Source organism: Paenibacillus sp. MSJ-34 (assembly GCF_018918005.1).
Lineage (GTDB): Bacteria > Bacillota > Bacilli > Paenibacillales > Paenibacillaceae > MSJ-34.
The window spans coordinates 13,919-35,832 of sequence record NZ_JAHLPR010000056.1; the positions used below are offsets into that span (position 1 = coordinate 13,919).

Consider the following 21,914-nt stretch of genomic DNA (forward strand, 5'->3'; position numbering starts at 1 on the left):
AAGCAAGTGCCGGCAAGTCGATTGGTCACAGATAACAGATCCTCTGTCCGCGTTGCGCATGGTTCATGCCAAAAGCTGTGTCTTCATGTGGTTAGGCTGACTCACGTTCCGTTACATTGGCTCAATGAGCGATTTTGCGGTGATTGACGGACACACGTTCCCCTACTTGCCCCGAAACGGGCCTAAAATGGTTGTTTTGTCACAGATAACGGATCCACTGTCCTTCAACTTGCGGTAAAGGGCGCATCATTGCCAAATAAGGGATCCACTGTCCGCGTTGCGCATGGTTTGTATCTTATCTTGCTTGGACGGCCGGCCAACGCTAATGCGGCTAACGGAACTCAGGGACGGTATTTGGACAAAATCGCGCCTTTTCAAAATGTAATGGAACTACGGGACCTTATTTGCGGTCTTTCGTTCATTTCTCGCTATGAAAACGACAATTAAGAGCGCTGACATCCGTTAGAATCTGAAAAGCCTGCTTTTTTCCGGAATAAGGTCTTCTACTTCCGTTAGAAATTTCGCACGTACAGTTCGTACGCGCAATTCGCCTACAGTCTTTCACGATCCGCTAGCCTGCGAGAATCGGCCGGAAATACGGGAAATCGCCGCATGAAACAAATTGTAAAATATTGAAGATTTTCGTTAAATCACTATGTATTAATTGAAAAACCTCCATGCTAGAATCGGGATTGTAAAACAAAAATGAAAGGGGTTTCATACATGAAAAGAAAATCTGCAAAATGGTCGGCGATCGTATTGATTTGTTTTATTTTGCTTTTGACGGCGGCGTGCGGAGGCGGCGGCGCGAACCGGCAAGGAGCGGAACAGAAGCCGGAAGCGCCGGCTAACACGAATGAAACGAACGGCGGCGACAAAGCGCCGGAGAATGTAAAGCTGCGCATCGTTTGGTGGGGCTCGCAGGAACGCCACGACGCAACGCTGAAGGCGCTTGAGCTGTATACGTCGAAATTCCCGCATGTCACGTTCGATCCCGAATATTCCGGATGGGACGGATATTTCGACAAGCTTGCGGTGCAATCGGCTTCCAAGAACGCGCCCGACATTATTCAGATGGACGCGGCGTTTCTATCCGATTACGCGAAGCGGAGTTTATTGGCCGATTTAACCGGCATTCATACCGACGATGTGGATGCTTCCTTGCTGGATACCGGTAAAGTAGACGGCAAATTGTATGCGATGCCTCTCGGCAACAACGCTTACGGGATGGCTTACAACCGCGATTTTACCGAAAAATTGGGCATCGACCTGCCGCAATACGGCTGGAGCTGGGACGATTATTTCAAGTACGGCACCGAAGCTCAAGCGAAATTGGAGAAAGGCAAATACGCGCTGCTCGATTCGACGATCGACTGGGTATCTTATATTTCCTATCAGCAAAGCAAAGGCAAAGGGGACCCGATCACGCCGGACGGCAAATTTAATATCGATAAAGACACTTTTGTCGAATTTGCCGGCAAATTCGCCGAGCTGCGGCAAACCGGAGTGGTGACGCCGGCGGAAATTACGGTAACGCATAAATTCGGCGACGCCAAAGGCGATCTGGCCTTTACGGAAAACGTCTTGATTCGCCGGGCGTTCGCGGCGGAACTGTCCTCCTTCGAAGGTACGAAGCCGGGCGCATTCGCGGCGGTGACCGCACCGAGAGCCGAACAATCCGGGGCTTACTTGAAGCCGTCGATGTTCTGGAGCGCCAGCGCGAACAGCAAGCATGTGGAAGAAGCGAAGAAATTTATCGATTGGTTCATTAACGATACGGAAGCGGCCGAAGTGCTGGGCACATCGCGCGGCGTGCCGGTATCGAATAAAGTGTTGGAGCATCTCAATCCGAAGTTCAGCGATATGGACAAAAAGGCGATCGAATTGATTCAGCAAACTTCTCCGGACGCACAACCGTTTGTGGCCGCGCCGAAAGGCTGGAGCAATTTCGAGAATGAATACCGGAAAGTGACGGAAGCGCTAATTTTCAATCAAATCAACGCGGAAACGGCTTACGAACAGCTGGCGAAGATCGGTAAAGAGTACGAAGAGTCGTCCAATTCCTGATCATAATCCATGAAGGAGGCTTCTGCCTATGTTCCGCAATCCAATCGTCAAGAGCTTGAATATTGCAACCGTATTCATGATGCTGTTCAGTTGGCTTCCGGGCGGCGTCATGGCAGCGCAGGAGGGCGAACCGGCTTCGGTTCGGCCTCGCGCCGTTCCAACGGAGTTGTATGTATCCCCCACAGGGAATGATGCAAATCCGGGCACGATCGAGCAGCCGTTTCGTACGCTTGAGAAAGCAAGAGATACCGTTCGCGCTATCAATGACGAGATGACCGAAGACATCACCGTCTATTTGCGCGGCGGAACCTATACGTTGGAACATCCTGTCGAGTTCGACCGGCGCGATTCCGGGCAGAACGGCCATCGCATCGTCTACTCCGCTTACCCCGGCGAGAAGCCCGTATTGAGCGGCGGGCGGACGATCGGCGGCTGGAGTTTGCACGATCCGGCCCAAAATATTTATAAGGCGGATGCGTCAGGCTTGCTTACAAGACAGCTATATGTTAACGGCGAAAGAGCCGTCAGGGCGCGCAGCGAAGGCGGACTGCCGGGCGCCACGAACGACGCTATCGGCCATACAACGACGATGACGGAAATTGCAAACTGGAGAAATGTGCAAGATATTGAGTTTGTATATAACCAATTATGGACGCAACCGCGCAATTTGGTAGATTCCGTGAAAGTAGAAAACGGCAAAGCGCAAATTACGATGCAGCAGCCGGCATGGGGATATAACCGCACGAAGGGGGCGACGGCCACCCAAAATCCGGTTTGGATTGAGAACGCTTACGAATTGTTGGACGAGCCGGGCGAATGGTATTTGGACCGGGGTGAGCAAGCGTTATACTATATTCCCCGATCGGGCGAGAATATGGACACCGCCGAAGTCGTGGCGCCTGTAACGGAGAAATTGCTCATTCTGGAAGGCACGCCGGACGAACCGATCCACGACATGGAATGGAAGGGCATTACGTTCGCCTATGCGGGTTGGGCGCAAGCGAGCTTGAGCAGACAGGAAGGCGGACATGGAGGCTATCCGGACATCCAAGGCAATTTGCTAAGGCTTTGCGAACCGGGGATGAACATGTATATCTGCCCTCAAGTGGTGAACGAGGGCCATGTGCTTGTGAAACATGCCGAACATATTGCATTTGAACGCAATACGTTTACGAAGCTCGGCCAGGCGGGGCTCGACATTATGGCCGGCAGCCGGAATATCGATGTGACGGGCAATACGTTTACCGATATTTCAGGGAGCGGGATTCAGATCGGCGAAGTGGATTGGGCGGACGGTTCTTACGAATACAAGGGCGGCCCTAACGAAACCGATAAGCCGTATAACACGATCCATTACAATCCCGACAACGAAAGCCTCATTATTAAGGATATTCGCGTAACGAACAATTACATCGGTCATATCGGCGTCGATTACGGATCTTCGGTCGGGGTGTTCGCCGGTTTTCCGCAAAATTTACTGATTGCACATAACGAAATCGGGCATGTGCCTTATTCCGGCGTTAGCGTAGGCTGGGGATGGGGCAGACAGGAGCCAAGCGTGGCGCAGCATAACCGGATCGTCGGCAACTATATTCACGACGTCATGGAGCGTTTGGTCGACGGAGGAGCCATTTACACGTTGGGCATTCAACCGGATTCCGAGATTAAAGGGAATTATATTAAAAATACCGGACAATCCTATGGCGGGATTTATCCCGACGAGTGGACGCAATATTACACGGTGACGGACAACGTCATCCAAACGATGGGCGAAGGAAGAAGATGGCTGCATCTTCATAAAGGTCATAATAATATAATCCGAAACAACTATGCGGACTCCAAAGAAATATTTGAAGTAGGGGAAAACAATACGATCGAGGAACCGACGCTCGTTACCGACGGCAATTGGCCGCCGGAAGCGGTTGCGATTATGGAACAAGCGGGAATCCAGCCGGAATACGAAGATATCATTCCGCCTGCCGCCGACATGGAGCTGATTGGGCTCGATAAGGTGATGTCCGGTCCGAAGCTGGCATTCAGCGCCCGGATCAGCCAATTGAAGCATGTAAGCGATGAGGATCGAATCGGTTTTTATATCGACGGGGGCAAAGCGCTGGCCAATCTTTCCTTTACATATGGCAACGAAGGCCTTGCCGCACGGACCGACCAGTACGGGGTCGCTTATCTCGGCAGTCCGAGAGCGGTCGGAAGCATGCCGGAATTGCAGACGGAAGAGGGCATGACGATTACCTTCGACATTCCTTTATCTGCCGCATGGTTCCAAGGCAAGATCAAAGTCGGAGCGGTCAAGTTCAACGACGACGGCAGCAAGACGAACATAGCGGAAGCGTTCGGGAACGCGATTAAAATCGGGGAGCTTGCGCTGCGCAGTTCGGACGATTTCGAAAATGAGAAGGCAGGGGATATTCCCGAAGAATGGGTGTATAACAAGGATCTCGGCCAAATTAGCGTTGTAGAAACGAACGGCTGGGACGGCTTGCCGACGAAGGCGCTCAAAACGCAAAAAACGAAGACAACGCCTTCCTCGCTATTTATTACGAAAACGGTAGCGGAGGCAAGCGGGTTTTTGCAAGTAAGCGCTCGGATCAAAGCGGACCAGCGCAATGCGGCCGGATACTTGAAATTGAAGGATAAGGACGGCAAGTCGATCGCCGAGCTCAACATGCATTTGGACGGAAATATCGTCCTCGATCACGGCGGCGGCAGACAAGAAGCCGTGCAACCTTACGAAACGGGCAAATGGTACGAGATATCCTATGTGCTCGATACGACCGAGATGCGCTATTACTTGTTTGTCAACGGGTTCTTGAAAAAATCGGGACAGCCGTTCCGCGAACAAACCGATCATCTTGGACAGATCGTATTGGGCACCTTCAGCGGAACGACCGGCGTATTTTATTATGACGATATTCGGATTTACGAAGAGAAGAGCGCCGCTCCGGAAGGCATCGTCTATCGCGACGATTTTGAAACCTACGCTCCCGGCGAAACGGTTCCCGGTTGGCAATCCAATCCGGCCGGCGTGAAAGGGACGGTTGCGGAGACCGCGGATGCGGAAGGCAAGCAGACGCAAGCCTTCAAATTAGCGAAAACGGATAACAAAAACGCGGTGAAAATCGTGAAAGACGTTGCTGCGGCAAGCGGCATCGTTACGTTCGCAGCGAAAGTCAAGGCGTCGCAAACGAATGCGAACGGAGCGATCGGGTTGCAGGACAGCAAAGGGCATCCTTTATTCCAGATCGATTTCAAAAGCGGCGGCGCAACCAACATCAATTTGGGCTATCCGCTCGACTTGGGCGCTCCGTATCAGGCGGATCAATGGGTCGAACTCAAGGTCGTGATAGACACTTTTACGAACCAATTCGACACCTACGTGAACGGCGTGAAGAAAAGCTCGCGCGTATATTTCCAATATGCGGCGGCGGACGTGGCGCAAATTTTTGTCACGATCGATAAGGCCGGCATGGGCACTTTTTACTTCGACGACTTGGAAATATCGGCGCGGCCCGTACATGTCGCCGGCGTCACGCTGAATCCCGAGACGATGACGCTGCCCGAAGGCAAAATGGCCGAGTTGACCGCAATCGTGGAGCCGGCCAATGCGCCGGTGCGGGAAGTATCCTGGCAATCGAGCGATCCGGGCGTCGCCGCAGTGGACGGGAACGGCGTCGTCATCGCATTGCAGCAGGGAACGGCTGCGATTTCCGCAACGACGAAGGAAGGTTCTTTCACGGCTTCGTCCAACGTGACTGTTACCGAGCGTGTAGCGGTGGAGGGGATTGCCGTTTCCGAGCCGCAAGCCTCGGTCATGATCGGAGCGACGAAACAGCTTGAGGCGGTCTTTACGCCCGTGAACGCCAATATTCGGGATGTGATATGGCAATCGAGCGATCCGAACGTGGCGGTTGTCGACGGGAACGGGCAAGTTACCGGCGTGAATGCCGGTACCGCAACGATTACGGTGGCGACGGCCGAGGGCGGAATCTCGGCTTCAAGCAGCATGACCGTATATGAAAGACCGATTCAGGCGGAATGGTACGTCTCGCCGACAGGGGATGACGGCCATGCGGGGACGAGTCCGGATCAGCCGTTCCGAACGCTGGAACGGGCGCGGGACGAAGTACGCAATATGAACGGGAATATGACCGGCGATATCGTGGTGTACCTTATGGGCGGAACGCATACGCTGGAGCGGACGTTCGTCTTGGACGAAAGAGATTCCGGCAGCAATGGCTTTCACGTCGTTTATACGGCGTATGCGGATAGCAGTCCTGTCGTCAGCGGCGGGAAGAAGATCGAAGGCTGGACGCTGCACGATCCGGACAAACAAATCTACGAAGCCGATGCCGGCGCGCTTCGGACGCGGCAGTTGTACGTTAACGGGGAACGGGCCGTGAGAGCGCGCAGCGAAAGCGGGCTTCCGGACGCAACGAACGACAATACCGGACATACGACGACGATGACGGAGATCGCGAATTGGGGCAATGTGCAGGATATCGAATTCGTATATAAGCAGTCCTGGACGCAGCCGCGCAATTTGGTGGAATCGATCCGGGTGGAGGACGGCAAGGCGCATATTGCGATGCAGCAGCCGGGCTGGGAATATAACCGCCATAAAGGATCGACATCCGCCAAAAATCCGGTATGGATCGAGAATGCGTACGAACTGCTCGACGAGCCGGGAGAATGGTATCTGGACCGAACGGCGGGCAAGATGTACTATATTCCGCGCGAAGGCGAGGATATGGCGCGGGTTCGGGCCGTGGCGGCGGATTTGGAACAACTGGTCGTCGTGGAGGGCACGCTGGATGCGCCGGCCCGCAACATTCAATTCAAGGGGATTACGTTCTCCTATGCAGGCTCGCTTCTGCCCAGCTTAAGCGCCGAAGAAGGAGGGTACGGAGGTTATCCCGATATTCAGTCGAATTTGTTGAGGCTTTGTAAAGAGGGCATGGAATTGGCCATTTGTCCGCAAGTCGTCAATCCGGGGCATGTCATCGTCAAGAAGGCCGAATCGATCGTATTCGAGCGCAACACGTTTACGAAGCTGGGCCAAGCCGGACTGGACATTATGGCCGGCAGCAGCAATATCGACGTAATCGGCAACAAGTTCAGCGATATTTCGGGCAGCGGCATTCAAATCGGGGAAGTGGATTGGGCGGACGGCTCCTATAAGTTTGACGGCGGCCCCAACCATTCCAACAAGCCTTACAATACCGAACATAACAATCCGGACGACGAACGCAAGATCATTAAAAATATTCGAATCAGCAACAACTATATTACGGATACGGGCGTTGAATATCCTTCGTCCGCGGGCATTTACGCAGGGTTTACGCAAAATTTGACGATCAGCCATAATGACGTCGGCAACGTTCCGTATACGGGAATCAGCGTAGGCTGGGGATGGGGACGGCAAGAACCGAGCGTCGCCAGAGAGAATTACATTTTGAACAACTATGTCCATGACGTCATGAAAACGATGAATGACGGCGGCGGCATTTATACGCTCGGTTCGCAGCCGGATTCCTTGATGAAAGGCAATTTCGTAGAAAATCCCGGCAATTCGTTCGGCGGTTTCTATCTCGACGAGTGGACGCAAGGCTATACGCTCACGGACAACGTCATGGCCGCGAACGGACAAGGAAGGAAGACGTGGCTGCTGCTGAACAAAGGCGGCTTCCATAACGTCATTCGCAACAATTATACGGATTCGACTTTCCGGAATAATGTCAGCACGAACTATATTCATTTCGTGTACGACAATAATCAGGTCATCACGGATAACCAATGGCCGCAAGAAGCGCGCGCGATTATGGAGAACGCGGGAATTCAGCCGCCATATCGCGACATTCTCGAACGGCCGGATGCCGATAAATCGGCGTTGGAGTCGGCGGTCCGCGAGGCGGAATCGCTGCTGGAGCAGGCTGTGGAAGGAGAGGCTCCGGGCCAGTATCCGCCGGCTGCAATGGCGGCGCTGCGAACGGCGATCGGAGCGGCGCAGGCGATCTTGAACGACGCGAATGCGGATCAAGCGCGGGTGGATGACGCTGTCGATGCATTGCAGGATGCGGTGAAGGCGTTCAAGGCGTCGATCGTTCGCGATCCGGATGTTCCGTACTGGATGGAAGGCAAGCTGGAAGCGCTCGATCTGTCAGATACCGGCGTAACGCTGGCTTGGTCGGGAGCGGAAGACGAGGAAGGAATAACCGGATATGTACTGTATCAAGACGGCAAGGAAATCGCCGCCGTCACGGATCAAGTCTACGAAGTCGGCGAATTGTCGCCGAATACGGCCTACACGTTCAAGGTGGAAGCCGGCAACGGCAAAGGACGATGGAGCGCGGACGGACCGAGCCTTACGATCAAGACGCCCGCTCCCGGCGAACATGGGGATTTGTTGCCGCCGAGCTGGCCGGAAGGCAGCGCTATGAGGGCGACGAATATAGGGCGGAACGACGTCACATTGCACTGGACTCCGGCAGAAGATAATACCGGCGTTGCGGAGTACCGCATTACATGGAACGGCGGCCGCTCCGCCAGCGTCACCGGAACGGTGTACAGCACCGATATATCGGGCTTGTCGGCAGGGACGCTCTACACCTTTACCGTGCAGGCCGGGGATGCCGCCGGCAATTGGAGCGCGGACGGACCGGGCGTTTCGGTAAGGACGGCATCCGGCGGTTGTACGAATTGCGGCGGCGGCAGCACGCAACCTCCGGCGCATTCGGACAAAGGGATCGATAAGCCGGAGCAACCGGCTCCGCCGGCCGTCCCAACGGACGTCGGCGCGGATGATTTGCGGCGAGTGCGGGAAGGCAAGGTAATCTTGGAGCTCGATGCGGGCAAGACGGAATTGACGCTCCCGTCCAATGCGGGCGAACTGTTGAAAGGATATCCGCTGGAAGTGAAGACCGGGGGAGCCGCGATTACCGTTCCGGCAAATTTGCTGCAAGCCTTGATCAAGCAATTAGGCGATGAAAGGGCGGCGACCGGAACGATTGTGATCCGGATGGAGCAAGCGGCGGCGGAATCGTTGCCTAAGAAGCCGGGCGCCGAAGGAAACGCGGCATGGAAAGCGGGCAGCCGTGCCTTCGAAATCGAGCTGTTGTTCCGCGATCGGGACGGCAACGAAATCCGTCTGGGCGAGCTTGAGCAGCCTGTAAGGATTGCATTGTCGTACGATCCGGCCGCGATCGACGAGGAATTGATCGGCGTATATATGTACAATACAGCGTTAGACCGTTGGGAGTACATGGGCGGGGACGTCGATGCCGGGCAGCGTCGAATAACCGTTGACCTCTCGCGACTCGGGCTATTGGCGATGCTGGAATACGACGGCGCATTCCAAGATGTCGCCGAAGATCACTGGGCATACCGTGCGTTGAAAGTATTGTCCGCGAAGGGTATCGTCCAAGGAGCGGGCGAAGGCGCGTTCCATCCGGGCGGCCGGACGACAAGAGCGGAATTCACCGCCATGCTCGTTCGAGCGCTGCAATTGAACGCGGAGGGAGACTTGGACGCATCCTTCCAGGACGTCGATGCGTCGGCATGGTATGCGGCCGATGTAGATGCGGCTTCCCGGGCGGGGCTGATCCAAGGCGTCGCGTCGGATCGTTTCGCGCCGAACGAGCGCATCAGCCGCGAGCAGATGGCGGCGCTGCTGGTTCGAGCTTACGAGCATAAGCGCGGCAAAGTTGCGGGAGACGAAGAGCCGCTTGCCGGCTACGGCGATCAAGCGCAAGTATCCGCTTGGGCGCGGCAAGAAGTGAACCGGGCGATCGGCCTCGGCTTGATGCTCGGCAAGGGAGAAGGGATCTTCGATCCCGGCGCCGACGTTGCGCGCGCGGAAACCGCGCAAGCGGTCTATCATTTATTGAAGCGGCTCAAGCCATAGCCCGCAAGCGATGCAAGGCAGGGGGCCTGGGCCTCCTGCCTTGTTCTTATGTCGCAGCAACTGCGGCTGCGGATTCGAGCTCAAGGAAGTTGTCATGCGTGATTGTGATTGGCCGGCAACGAGAAATTACTATCCGGACCGTACGGGCGTTATTTTGCGTCAAAATCGGTTATTCGCTGTTTAGGCGGACATTGGTTCCTTTATCCGTTCGTCGGAGGGCTTATTTTTACGCTTTTGCCGCGAATAAAGGATCGTATGTCCGCAAACAGTCGGAAATCGGACCGTTTGTCACAATTAGCGTCTCCTGTGTCCGGAACTTGGGGAGCATGGCGGTGGAGCATCCCGTTTCAGCGGAAAATCATGCTGAATCATCATACCGCAGCGGCTGTCGACCCGTCGGACGGGCTAACGAAACGTAAACACGCTAATAGCCTGTAAATTACCTTGTTGCCGGGTGTAACGAAACTACAACACGCTAATTAGGGGTAAAAGGCGGTAAAGCCGCCGATTTCCAAGGAATAACGATACGTACTTTCATTATAATGAGAACGTCTTCATTTTGAGCCCAATAAGGATTGCCAGTTTCGTTGGCGCCAAACTAAGAAGGATAGGTCCGCGCGATCGCCTTCGAAACAGAGGGAGGTATCCGCTTCTCTATGCGCAATTAAGCCAGTTACATCAACGGTGGCGAATGATGTAACAGATTCTTTTCGTATGCTTTGCTGCAGCAACCGATCAAAACGGGTACGAAGGGAGAACAATACGACATCATCAATACCGTTGATGACAGTAACTGCGATTTGGTAAGATAAAAGCGGAGATGAACGAAAGGGGAATTCATACTGCGATGGCATGCACGTTGTAATGGTTGATTAACGGAATAGATCGCCGGGCCGCGGTTCCAAGCATGGTCGCCGCACGGGATCGGCGTGTCGTTCGAGACCATTACGGGCGCGCAGTGGATTGGTTATATTCCGGGCGGATGCCGAATCGGCGTCCGTCTCTTGATATTCATCTCCTATAGCCACCGCTACATGCGCTCCAAACGATTGGAGGCATATCACATGAAAGAATTGCAGGGGAAAATAGCTATCGTAACCGGAGCAAGCCGTTCCGGAGGAATTGGTACGGCGATCTGCCGTACGCTCGCCAACGCGGGCGCCGACATCTTCTTCACGCATTGGAGCCGCTATGACGAAACGGACGGAAACGGGGCGGAGAAGGAATGGGCGGCAACGCTGTGCGGGGAGTTGGGTAATATGGGGGTGCGATCGGCACATATGGAAGCGGATCTATCCGATCCCGGCACTCCGGCCCGGATTATGAATAGAGTGGAGGAGGCGCTCGGCGCCGCTTCCGTCTTAATTCATAATGCGACGCACTGTGCGGCGACGGATTTCCGGGGATTGGACGCCTTACAGCTCGATCTTCATTATGAGGTCAACAACCGCGGGACGATCCTGCTAAGCACGGAATTCGCCAAAAGCTTCGAACGAAAGCTTGCGGGCCATCGGCAAGGGCGAATCGTCCATTTGGTCTCCAAAGGAAACGATCCGCATAATCTCGCCTATATCGCGACGAAGGGAGCGCTCATTGCGATCACAGAACCGCTCGCCGTCGCGCTTGCGCCCCTTGGAATTACCGTAAACAGCATCGATCCCGGTCCGACCGATTCCGGTTGGATGAGCGGCGAATTAAAGGCTAAACTGCTTCCCTTGTTTCCGATGGGGCGCATCGGTTTGCCGGAAGATGCGGCCAAGCTGGTCAAATTTCTGGCAAGCGACGAATCGCATTGGATCACCGGACAGCTTATCAAATCCGAAGGCGGTTTTATGGGCAAATAAAGGCAAGTATGCAAGCATGCAAGGCAGGGGCCTTAGCCTCCTGTCTTGTTCTTATGTCGCGTCAAGCTCGGAGCCGCTTTTATGGTATAATAAAAAGCAAAATAGGCTGGTTAAAGGAGGATGCAGCGATGACTTCGAAACCGGACAAGTCCAAGTACGGCCTGATTCGCGAACAGCCGCTCACATACGACGATTATGCGGCGCTCGACGACGGGAACCGGTACGAATTATTGGGCGGCAAGCTTGAGTTAATGAGCCCGGCGCCTACGATTAAACATCAAGTGATTAGCTTTGAAATGCAAAAGCGGATGGCCTCCACTTGCGAGTTGGAATACCTTATTCTTTACTCCCCTGTAGACTTGATACTGTCGGCCACCGACGTTTGTCAGCCGGATTTGGTCATGATCCATCGCACCCGGTTGGATATATTGAGCGCGCGGGGAATCGAAGGGATACCCGATTTGGTCGTGGAGATTTTATCTCCCTCTTCGTTAAAACGCGATAAGCTTCGAAAGCTCAAGCTATATGCCGCTAGCGGCATACCGGAATATTGGATCGTGGATCCGGCCGGGGGAACGTTGGAGCAGCATATGTTGTACGAAGGCAGGTACGATTTATGCAACATCTATATCGGGGACGAATCGGTTCGTTCCGAGCGCATCGCTTGCCTCTCCTTTACGATGGAAGACATCATGAACAGCATTCCGGACTTGCCGAATAAATAATGGAAGAACCGGAACGATTACATTGTGAAAGCGCCCCAAGGGCGCTTTTTAAATAGTCATGAGTCCTGATCGGGCGTGAACTGATATCGATACGTCTCGAATTGGGAAGAAGTATAATACGAGTCGATTTTCTTCACTTCTCCCGGTTCGATGTACAGGTCGTCAAACATTCGTTCGTCCAATATTTGCCCTTGTTCGTCGTACGTCCGGACGGTCAGGCTTCCGTGGAAGCGGTAGGAATCGTTATAATTTCCGGCATAAATGCGAATTTCGTACAGATCGTCATCTCTGAACGAGCCGGTCGCGACGGTCAAGCGATCGATTTCACGGACCGGTCCGTCCAATTGCTGCATTTTATATTCATAATGGCGATCGCTTTGTTCCCTCATCGCTGTGTCGATCGATTTTTCCTGGTACGTGATCACGGCAATGGGAATCGTGGTAATAATATATAAGCCGATGATCGCTCCGAATCCGCTGCGAAGCACGACGCGCCGATCGTATCCCCCGACGATGAGCGCGATCCAGGCAATCGCAATAAGCGCCAAGGTAATCAAATGCCATTTGGATAAGAACATTTCAGGATAGAACGTCATTGCCCGCCTCCTTCTATCGTTATGTAATCAATGTCTTGGAACGCATCCGCATTACGTGCGCCGTTTCCGGCGCAACCAATAGACGATGCCGAATGGCAACCACACGAATAACGCCATGAAAATGACGGCGGACAATGCCGAAATCATAAATTCTTCTCCAGGTCCGGCGTCCGTCTCCGGCATAACCACGCCGATCAGCAGCCATCCGACGACCGTAAACAGAAGGAAGCGCAGCGGAACCCAGAATATGAATCGTTTCGCCAAGTATTGATATACCGTCGCTGCGACGAACAAAATCACAAGGCATAGAACCGTGCCGTCGGACGGCAGGATGCCTTTGTCGGCTAACTTAATGCCGGCAAAGATGAAAACATACAGCAAGCTGAAAATCACCCAAGTGGACCGTTGCGGTACGAATCTCGGCGAACTTTCCGCAGCGTTGCCGGTCCTCTCCGCCTCATTCGGCCGGAGCTCCTGCTGCCCGCCGTTATTCGCGATTGTCGCTTCCGCCCGTTCTCTCCGCTCCATCTCTTCAAGAATTAGCTCCAATTCTTTGTGCAAATGATGTTCGAAAGGGAACGGCAGCGAGTTTGCTTCTTCTCCCAACATCCGGAGTTGATCTTCTTCCGGTAGCTCGGACAGCAGCTTATTCGTCGCCCATAGCGGAATGCCGCGGCTTCGCAACTCCTTCAACCAAATTTCCGTATCGTAGTTTTCGTAGAAAGGAACGGCCAGCACGCGATTTTTCCATTCGTCGCGGTAAACGACATAGAGGATCGGGAGAATATGAAAATAGGGCTGTTGTTCCGTCAGCTTGCTTTTGCGATAAGCGTAATGATACGGAGCGATATACTTCGAAACATAGACGCGCTCGATCCGCTCCAGCGGGACAGTGTCTTCCCGGACGGTGCGGTCTTCGCGACGATAGATTCGGTACTCGATCCGATCCCCGTATAACCGGAAACGGTTCAGCAGACGATTTTTACGGATAGCCGTCCGCAAATAGCGGATCGTAAATCTTGCAAGCCACGCACCCGGCAGCAACAGGAGCAGCAGCAGGAAGGTCCACCATGCGTGATAGCGGAACACAAGGTAAATCGGACCGGCAACGAGCGCTGCGGCAAGCGCCAGCAGAAACGACATCGCCTCGAACGTTAAAATCCAGTAGAATGGCTCCATACGGCGATCCGTCCGCTCGTGAATGCAATTACGATCGGTCGAAGCGATCAACATCATCTCTCTCCTTTCCGTTTCATTTTCATGTTGTAATTATACGCCTCATCCGTGAAGGAGTTTCGTTTTGGACGACTCGGCATTTTCAAATGCCGCCCGGCTTGTCATTGGGAAAGATAAGTATGGAACGAAATCCCTTCCTCGTTCGTATAAGAATTATCTCCCATATATTGGTTGGATCGAGGTGGAAGGAATGTCTGCGCTTATTGAAATTGTAAATTATCATCCTGGGTATGCGGCAAGCATCGCGGAGATGTGGAACCGAAGCCAGAATGAGTGGGGCGGCGGCACGACCGTCAGTACGGCCGAGCAGGTCAGGCAGGAGGAAGAAAACTCCGATTCGCTCGCGGTTTTTCTCGCCGTTTGCCAAGATGAGGTGGTCGGCTATTGCAGCGTGAGCGAGTATCGGGAGGATACGGGCGCTCTATATATTCAACTTCTGAACGTCCGCCCGGACTACCACGGCAAGAAAGTCGGCAAGATGCTCGTGCTGCGGGCTGTGGAGGAGACGATCCGGCGCGGGTGGCCGCGCTTGGATCTGTATACGTGGGAAGGCAATATGAAGGCGGTGCCGCTGTATAAGCGATGCGGTTTCTTCTGGGAGGACCGCGAGGAAGCGACGCATTTTATGAACTTCATTCCCCAGGTAGTTCATTGCGAAGCGCTCGAGCCGTACATGGCCGGAATCGATTGGTACGCCGATTCCACGCGAACGATCGAGGTGGTGCCGGACGGCCGGGACCATAACGGCTTCCAAACGTATACATACGCCTGGAGCAAGGACGGGCGCGAACTGCGCGTCGATTTCGAACGCAGGGGCCGGGGCATATGTTTGATCGAAACGCATGATTACCTGTTGTCAGCGGCGGCGGAATCGGCCGAGCCTGTGTTCGGTAAGGAATACACCGTTCAGTATCGCGTCGTCAACAAATCGGAAGCTCCGCTCAGGTTAGACTTTCAGGGCGAGCATGACCGCAACATTTCATTCGATTGGCAGCAATCTGTGGAAATTGCGGGTGGGGAAGAGCGGACGCTCACCGCTCGTTTCTTCGTCGGGGAGATCGAAGAGGAACAGAGCGAGTGGCGGACTTGCCCGACCGTGCGGGCCGCCGTGACCGTCAACGGCCGCAAGGCGCTGCTGCAGGTCGGCGTCGTGCCGAAGTTCCCGGCGAACGTGACGATGAAGGTGCCCGATGTTATGCATGCGCTTCAAGGACGATACGAATTTTATTTGGATGTGGAAAATCATTATCCGGAAGCGGCAACCTTCTCTTTTGAACTGCCTGCCGTGCCGTGGCTCGATATGGAGGAGCGCAGCTTGTCGGTAAGCCTGGAGGCGAAAGGGAGAACGTCTCTTGCTGTTCCGTACCGGCTGGCGGATTACGGATTTTACGAGCAGCGGCTGGAGATTGCGGCCTGTCCGGCGAGCGGCGGGACGTTCACGTTCCGCCGTTCCGTCGGCGGCGGGTTCCGCGGTCCGGGAGCGATGTGCGCCGGCGAGACCGAGCGCGCGCGTATTGCCGTGAACGGCAAATATTCGCTTGAAATTTTGACGAAAAGCAATCAGACGTATATCCGCCAAGCGGGAAGCGGGGACGAGGAGATCATGATGCTCCATCCGGCGATAGGAAAACCGTATTCCGGCGAGTTCTCCAAGCGCAAGCCGGAGCGGACGGAACGCAAGGAGGAGCGCGGGGCCGTCGGTTTCAAGCTGACGTATCGTTCCGTCGACCGCCCGCACATGTTGCTGCATACGCATTCGCTGCTCTATGCGGACGGCACGGTGAAAATGTGGTATGAATTGGAGAACGATTCGGACGACCCGACCGTTGCCGAACTGTGGGTTTCCCAACGCGTCCTTCATGATCTGTATCGTCTGGCGCTTCCTTACGGAGGTCGGATCGTGGAGACGAGCGGCTCTCACGGCAACGATTATGCATACTGGGACGGCAATAAAGTGGACGAACCGTGGCTCTACAGCCGCGGCGCATCGACGGCGGTCGGACTGTGCTGGTCCGACGGCTGGCGAATGAATCTTGGCGATTGGTATGCCGAGGTGGAAACCTGCTTCGGCCGGTTGCAAGCTCGTGAGACGAAGCGCTCCGGCGATATCGTGATGTCATGCGGAGGTTTCGACGATTGGCAGACGTTCCGCGACTTCGCCTTGAAGCGGCCCGCGACGAAGCATACGGCACAGCCCGTCTATCATATCGAGTTCGCCGCGAACGGCGGCAATCCGTTCGTCTCTCCGGAAGCGAAGGAAGTGGACGTGACGCTGCGAGACGCGAAGTCAAACGTATGGGAAGGCGAGATTATCGCCTCGTACTCCGGCCGTCCCGAATCTGCCGTCACAGTCACGAGGTCGTTGGACGAGGAAAAGGCCGAAGCCCGATTCACGCTATCTTCTCCGGAACGATCCGGAGGCGTTGTCGAAGTGAATGCACGACTGGGCCCGTACGATGAGACCTATCGGACCGCGCTCTTTCCGCTCTCCTCTGAAATCGTCAAGCGTGCGAAGACGGACGAAGCGGGCAAGGAAACGCTGCGGGCGGATAACGGCCGGATTCAAATCGCCGTCTCGGCGGGCCATTACGCAGGGCTGCGCTCGCTCGCGGCCGACGGGCGGGAATGGCTTGCGACCGGTTTCCCGGAATACGGTCCGAAGTCGTGGTGGAATCCTTGGCCGGGCGGGATGTATGACGAATTGGACGGGATGAGGGCTTTGTCCGTATTGAAGGAAGAGCGTTCCGCTTCGTTCGTTGATATTCCCGACGATCGGGGAAATATATGGTGCGGGATTCGGGCCCGCCTGACCGTCAAGCGGCACGAAACGTTCAAAGGGTTGACGTGGGACGGGTATTATCTCCTGCTGCCAGGGGTGCCGGTGCTCGCTTACATCACGGAAATCCGGCAGGAGACGGGCACATATCTGGACGGGAAGCGGCTGACGACCGAGATGTTTCTCCAGCAGGGCGAAGCCGCGGACTGGATGCGGACGTTCGGCCCGCAGGGCGAAACGACGCGGTACCGGTTGGGCAAGGGAGAATTGCAAGTGGAAGAAGCGCGCGATTATGCGTTCGGCCGCGACGAGGGGCCCGGCGTTATGCATATCGTGACGGACGAGTCCGTCATTCGGCCCAAGGTTTATTCCAACAAAGACGTCGCATGCGTCTCGTTCGCCCGTTTCCTGCATGTCCCGCATGGAAGTGTAAGCCGCTCTCAGCCGGTCTTTTTCGTCTTCGCAGACGGGGCACTCCCGCCGGAATCGCTGCGGACACTGCGCACATTAACGTTCCCGGGGAGCGCACCCGATCATACGGAAGGAGAGTGAATGGAATGAAAATGATCGATGCGCACATGCACCTGTCTCATATCGAATCGTTTAAGGAAACGGCGGCCGCTCGCTCGCTCGTAGATTACTCCGTAGAGGGGCTGTTGCGCGAATATGAGGAGAACGGCGTCGTGCTTGGCATCGGCATGGGGGTGACGGAAACGGACGGGGAAGGTTTCCCTGACAGAGGCGCCGCCACTCCTATGGGACTCGACATGGTCGAGTCCCCGTTTCCGCCGCAGATCGCCTACTGTCCGGGGGTTAACCCGCATACGCTGGATCAGAAGGCCTTGGATGCGTTGGAACGCGATTTGCGGCGGCCCGAGGCTGTCGGAATCAAAATTTATCTCGGCTATTATCCGTTCTACGCCTATGACGACGTATACCAACCGGTGTACGAGCTAGCGAAACAATACAAGGTGCCGGTGGTCTACCATACAGGGGACACGTACTCGGAGCGCGGCCTTTTGAAATACGCGCATCCTTTGACGATCGACGAAGTAGCGGTCGCGCACCGCGAAGTTAATTTCATGATGGCGCACTTCGGGGATCCGTGGGTGCTGGACGGGGCCGAGGTTGTGTACAAGAACCGGAACGTGTTCGCCGATCTGTCCGGCCTGATGGTAGGGGATGCCGCGGAATGCGCGCGGCATAAGGATTCGCCCGTATTCTTCGCACATCTGCGCCATGCGTTGACCTACTGCGACCATTACGACAAGATGCTGTTCGGCACCGATTGGCCGCTCGCCCCGGTACGCCCGTATTTGCAGTTCGTGCAGGAACTTATCCCGGAAGCGTACCACGAGGACGTGTTTTACAAAACCGCCCTGCGTGTCTTTCCGAAAATCACGCCTTTAGTGGAAGGATAGGCCAGGGCGTAATGAACCCTTCGCTAGACCTCACAACGTTACAACGAGGTGGGTCTGCGAAGGGTTTGCTTATTGGTATGCCGATTTTAAACAAATCCCGGGCACGCCGCTATGGGCTTAGAAACTTGCCGCCGCGATACTTGGACACAGGATCCGCTATTTGTGAACATTCCTTATATTTCGGCACCTATCCGGACAGAGGATCCCCTAATCGGGGTTTTCGATAGGAAATTGCACGCTTTTTGCCCGAATAAAGGAATCTGTGTCCGCGAAATGCGCAAATCCCCCCTTTTTGTCACAAATAGCGGAGCGACGGTCCGCGAACCCATCTGGAGCCGAACCGAAAACAAAGCGCATTGTGTATTGCTAATAAGTATGTTAAGATAATGGTACTTTGAGGAACGGAGGGTTCATCTGTCATGGTAGATATCAAAATCCGATTCAACGCTTTAAGCCGCTAACTGAATAGTGCTTGAAGGCTCTGTCTGTGTACGGAGCGATCGGGATTGGTCTGCCTTGGAAAGGAACCCCTTATTTGCATATACCGTTGACGAGGGAGGGACAGGACAAATCTGCCCTCTTTTTTGCTGCAAATTTGTATCCATATGGCGTACTGGAATGGCCGGGAATGGCGCGGTTTCGCATTGCAAAGGCCGTTTTTCCGAGAGGAGCGGGACTTTGTTCTTATGCGGGAACTAGGTCTCTTAAGGCGTATTTCGGCGTATCCTCCCATTCGCTTCAAGCACAGGCAGACGGCCTGTGTTTTTATTTTGACAAAAGGATTTTTAGGAGGGAAATATATATGGAACAAAAGCAGAAAGCGATACTGGTTGGCGTCAACATTCGCAATCAGCCGAGTTTCGATTATTCGATGGAGGAATTGGGCAATTTGGCCGCCGCTTGCGAGATCGAGTCCGTCGGCATGATGACGCAAAATTTGCCGCGCGCGAATCCGTCGCATTATATCGGGACGGGCAAAATTCAAGAGCTGCGGGCGATTCTGGATGAGCTCGGAGCCGAAACGGCTATTTTCAACGATGAATTGTCTCCTTCGCAAATTCGCAATTTGGAGGCGGATTTGGATTGCAGAGTCATTGACCGGACGATGCTGATCTTGGACATTTTCGCCGAACGCGCCAAAACGAAAGAAGCGCAAATGCAAGTGGAAGTGGCGCAGCTGCAATATATGCTGCCGCGGCTCGTCGGATTGCGCGAATCGCTCGGCCGCCAAGGCGGAGGTGCCGGCTTGAAGAACAGAGGCGCCGGGGAGACGAAGCTGGAACTCGACCGCCGCCGCATCGAAGAAAGAATTACGGCCTTGAACAAGGAATTGGAAGCTCTCGGTTCAAGGCGCGAGACGCAGCGGAAACAAAGGGTGAAGAATGAAGTTCCGGTCGTATCGCTCGTCGGATATACCAATGCCGGGAAATCGACGTTGATGAATGCGCTCGTGGAGACGTTTCATCCGTCGTCCAATAAACAGGTGTTTGAAAAGGATATGCTGTTCGCCACGCTGGAAACGTCCGTAAGAAGCATTGCGCTGCCGGATCATAAATCGTTCCTGCTAACGGACACGGTCGGATTCGTCGATAAGCTGCCGCATCATCTGGTCAGGGCGTTTCGCTCCACGTTGGAAGAGGCGGCGGAAGCGGATGTGCTCATTCATGTTGTGGACATCTCCAACCCGAATTACGAGCTGTTGATCGACATTACAAACCGAACGCTGAAATCGATCGGCGTAGACAATATCCCGGTCATTTACGCTTATAATAAAGCGGATTTGGCGGGCGTCGAGTATCCGGCGGTGCAGGACGATAGCGTCACGATGTCGGCCAAACGGAAAATCGGCGTCGACGAATTGATCGGATTGATTCGCACCCGTATTTTCACCGATTATGTGCGATGCGAAATGCTCATTCCTTACGACCAAGGCGGCATTGTGGCGTATTTGAACGAACATGCCCATATTTTGGCGACAAGTTATGAGAACGAAGGCACCAAATTGTCGCTCGAATGCAAGCAAAGCGACTATGAGAAATACCGTACATTTGCCGTCGATGCTTATGATGGAATTCGTTAGAGGTTAGCGGCTGTCGCGGACCCAGGTTTCGTTCTTATGAGGGATCCTGTGTCCGCGGTTTGCCATACTTCACTAACACATGCCACATTAGCTTCAACTCCTGCAGCACTTCCTTCTCGGTTCCGCGGTCGCTCCAAGCGCCCGGGTTTCGTTTCAAGTCCATGGCGGCTGCGCCGATCGCGCTCGCATCGACTTTACCGTTTCGCGCAATTCGCTTCGCCAAGGAAGGCATCGAAGGGCCTCTGAAATCGGAGGGAACTTCGTCCGGCGAAAGCGCGAAGCCCATATGCCAGTAGAGCTTGATGGAATACTTGGAACATAGTTGTTCCAACGTTAACCCTACCCCAGTTTCCTTGAAGGAAGGATCCGCAACCAATACTTCCACATCGTCTTTCAGCGAAATATCGCCATGAACTTGCGCTTCAATATAATGGTTAAGATTGCGAGCCGGCTCTTCGTTGGCAGGGTCCGCGAAAGGCCCGCCAAGCCGAACCAGCAGACGATCGATTAATTTGCGCGGCGTTGCGTTTTTCTCGCCGATCGCGTAATCCCGAAGGAAGGCCTCCTTCAAGAGAGCCGCCAGAATGGGATCGAATTCCTCGTAAGTCCCTTTCTCCGCAGGGTCTTGATGCGAATCCAAGTAAGTGTATGTCGCCCGGCGGGAAACTTCCGGAGAGAGAAGGAAATAGCACGAGCCGAAGCGCGGAGCCGGGCCGTCGGGATGCAGCATCAGGTCGAGCGCGCCATACTTGGGACGTTGGTTATTGGTCGTCCCTTTCAGTTGGTACGCTCCGCCGAACATCTTCTTCTCCCATAGATCCCGTTTGCCCCCAGGATAAGCCGAGACGCTGCCATTCGATAATAAGGTCTCGAATTGGCTTTTGTACCGTCCTTGCTCAAGCAGCGCTTCGGCAACGCTCTTCATCGCCGGATCCGGCCTGTCCGGATGAAAGTGCAGGGCGATTCTGGCGTGCGCTTTAAGATTGGCGACGGCATCGTCGAATGTTCGGCGCGAAATGTCGGACATATGAAGGATTTCCTCCAAAGTCCGTTCGGCTTCGTGTTTGCGGCTTTTGGCGTAATTGGCGATATGCTCTATTGCCGCTAATTGCGGCTTCGTTAATTTCTCATACAAATCCCCCATGGCCTGACGACCATCGCCATAAATGAAAATAGAGTTGCAAACTGTATCCGTTTTTGGGGTAATTAATATGGGCAGATCATAGGTCGAAAGCTTTTTGGTGTATCAAT

10 protein-coding genes are annotated in these 21,914 nt (G+C 54.4%); 7 read left to right on the forward strand and 3 right to left on the reverse strand.

The window, feature by feature from the left end; all coding sequences use genetic code 11:
- The first annotated feature begins 723 nt into the window (after window positions 1-723).
- The 4 genes from KQI79_RS23310 (at window position 724) to KQI79_RS23325 (ending at window position 12,554) form a co-directional block, all read left to right on the forward strand.
- Window positions 724-2,067 (forward strand): ABC transporter substrate-binding protein, encoded by a 1,344-nt coding sequence (locus KQI79_RS23310; RefSeq protein ID WP_216540715.1) that lies wholly within the window; start codon window positions 724-726, stop codon window positions 2,065-2,067.
- Window positions 2,068-2,095: 28 nt separating this feature from the next.
- Complete coding sequence (locus tag KQI79_RS23315) at window positions 2,096-9,985, forward strand: Ig-like domain-containing protein (protein ID WP_216540716.1); 7,890 nt, start codon at window positions 2,096-2,098, stop codon at window positions 9,983-9,985.
- 1,064 nt (window positions 9,986-11,049) lie between these two features.
- On the forward strand, window positions 11,050-11,829 hold the full coding sequence (locus tag KQI79_RS23320; protein ID WP_216540717.1) for an SDR family oxidoreductase: 780 nt from the start codon (window positions 11,050-11,052) through the stop codon (window positions 11,827-11,829).
- Window positions 11,830-11,957: 128 nt separating this feature from the next.
- Window positions 11,958-12,554 (forward strand): Uma2 family endonuclease, encoded by a 597-nt coding sequence (locus tag KQI79_RS23325; RefSeq protein WP_216540718.1) that lies wholly within the window; start codon window positions 11,958-11,960, stop codon window positions 12,552-12,554.
- Between the two features lie 56 nt (window positions 12,555-12,610).
- Here KQI79_RS23325 and KQI79_RS27820 read toward each other — a convergent pair whose 3' ends face one another.
- Together KQI79_RS27820 and KQI79_RS23335 are read right to left on the reverse strand one after the other, a co-directional pair.
- A complete protein-coding gene (locus KQI79_RS27820) occupies window positions 12,611-13,150 on the reverse strand; it encodes a hypothetical protein (RefSeq protein ID WP_253298359.1) in 540 nt (179 codons plus the stop codon).
- Between the two features lie 51 nt (window positions 13,151-13,201).
- Window positions 13,202-14,386, reverse strand: coding sequence for a hypothetical protein (locus KQI79_RS23335; RefSeq protein ID WP_216540719.1), 1,185 nt, complete (start codon window positions 14,384-14,386; stop codon window positions 13,202-13,204).
- Between the two features lie 190 nt (window positions 14,387-14,576).
- Here KQI79_RS23335 and KQI79_RS23340 point away from each other — a divergent pair, with 190 nt between their 5' ends.
- The 3 genes from KQI79_RS23340 to hflX all read left to right on the forward strand — a co-directional run bounded on the left by KQI79_RS23340 (window position 14,577) and on the right by hflX (window position 20,663).
- Complete coding sequence (locus KQI79_RS23340; protein WP_216540720.1) at window positions 14,577-17,714, forward strand: GNAT family N-acetyltransferase; 3,138 nt, start codon at window positions 14,577-14,579, stop codon at window positions 17,712-17,714.
- A 5-nt stretch (window positions 17,715-17,719) separates the two neighbouring features.
- Window positions 17,720-18,583 (forward strand): amidohydrolase family protein, encoded by an 864-nt coding sequence (locus KQI79_RS23345; protein ID WP_216540721.1) that lies wholly within the window; start codon window positions 17,720-17,722, stop codon window positions 18,581-18,583.
- Window positions 18,584-19,385: 802 nt separating this feature from the next.
- Window positions 19,386-20,663 carry a GTPase HflX gene (hflX, locus tag KQI79_RS23350; RefSeq protein WP_216540722.1) on the forward strand — a complete coding sequence of 426 codons (1,278 nt, stop codon included), beginning with the start codon at window positions 19,386-19,388 and terminating at the stop codon, window positions 20,661-20,663.
- Between the two features lie 34 nt (window positions 20,664-20,697).
- Here the strand turns inward: hflX and KQI79_RS23355 are convergent, their stop codons facing one another.
- Entirely contained in the window at window positions 20,698-21,807 is a 1,110-nt protein-coding gene (locus KQI79_RS23355) for a DUF3626 domain-containing protein (protein ID WP_216540723.1), read from the reverse strand.
- Window positions 21,808-21,914 lie beyond the last annotated feature (107 nt).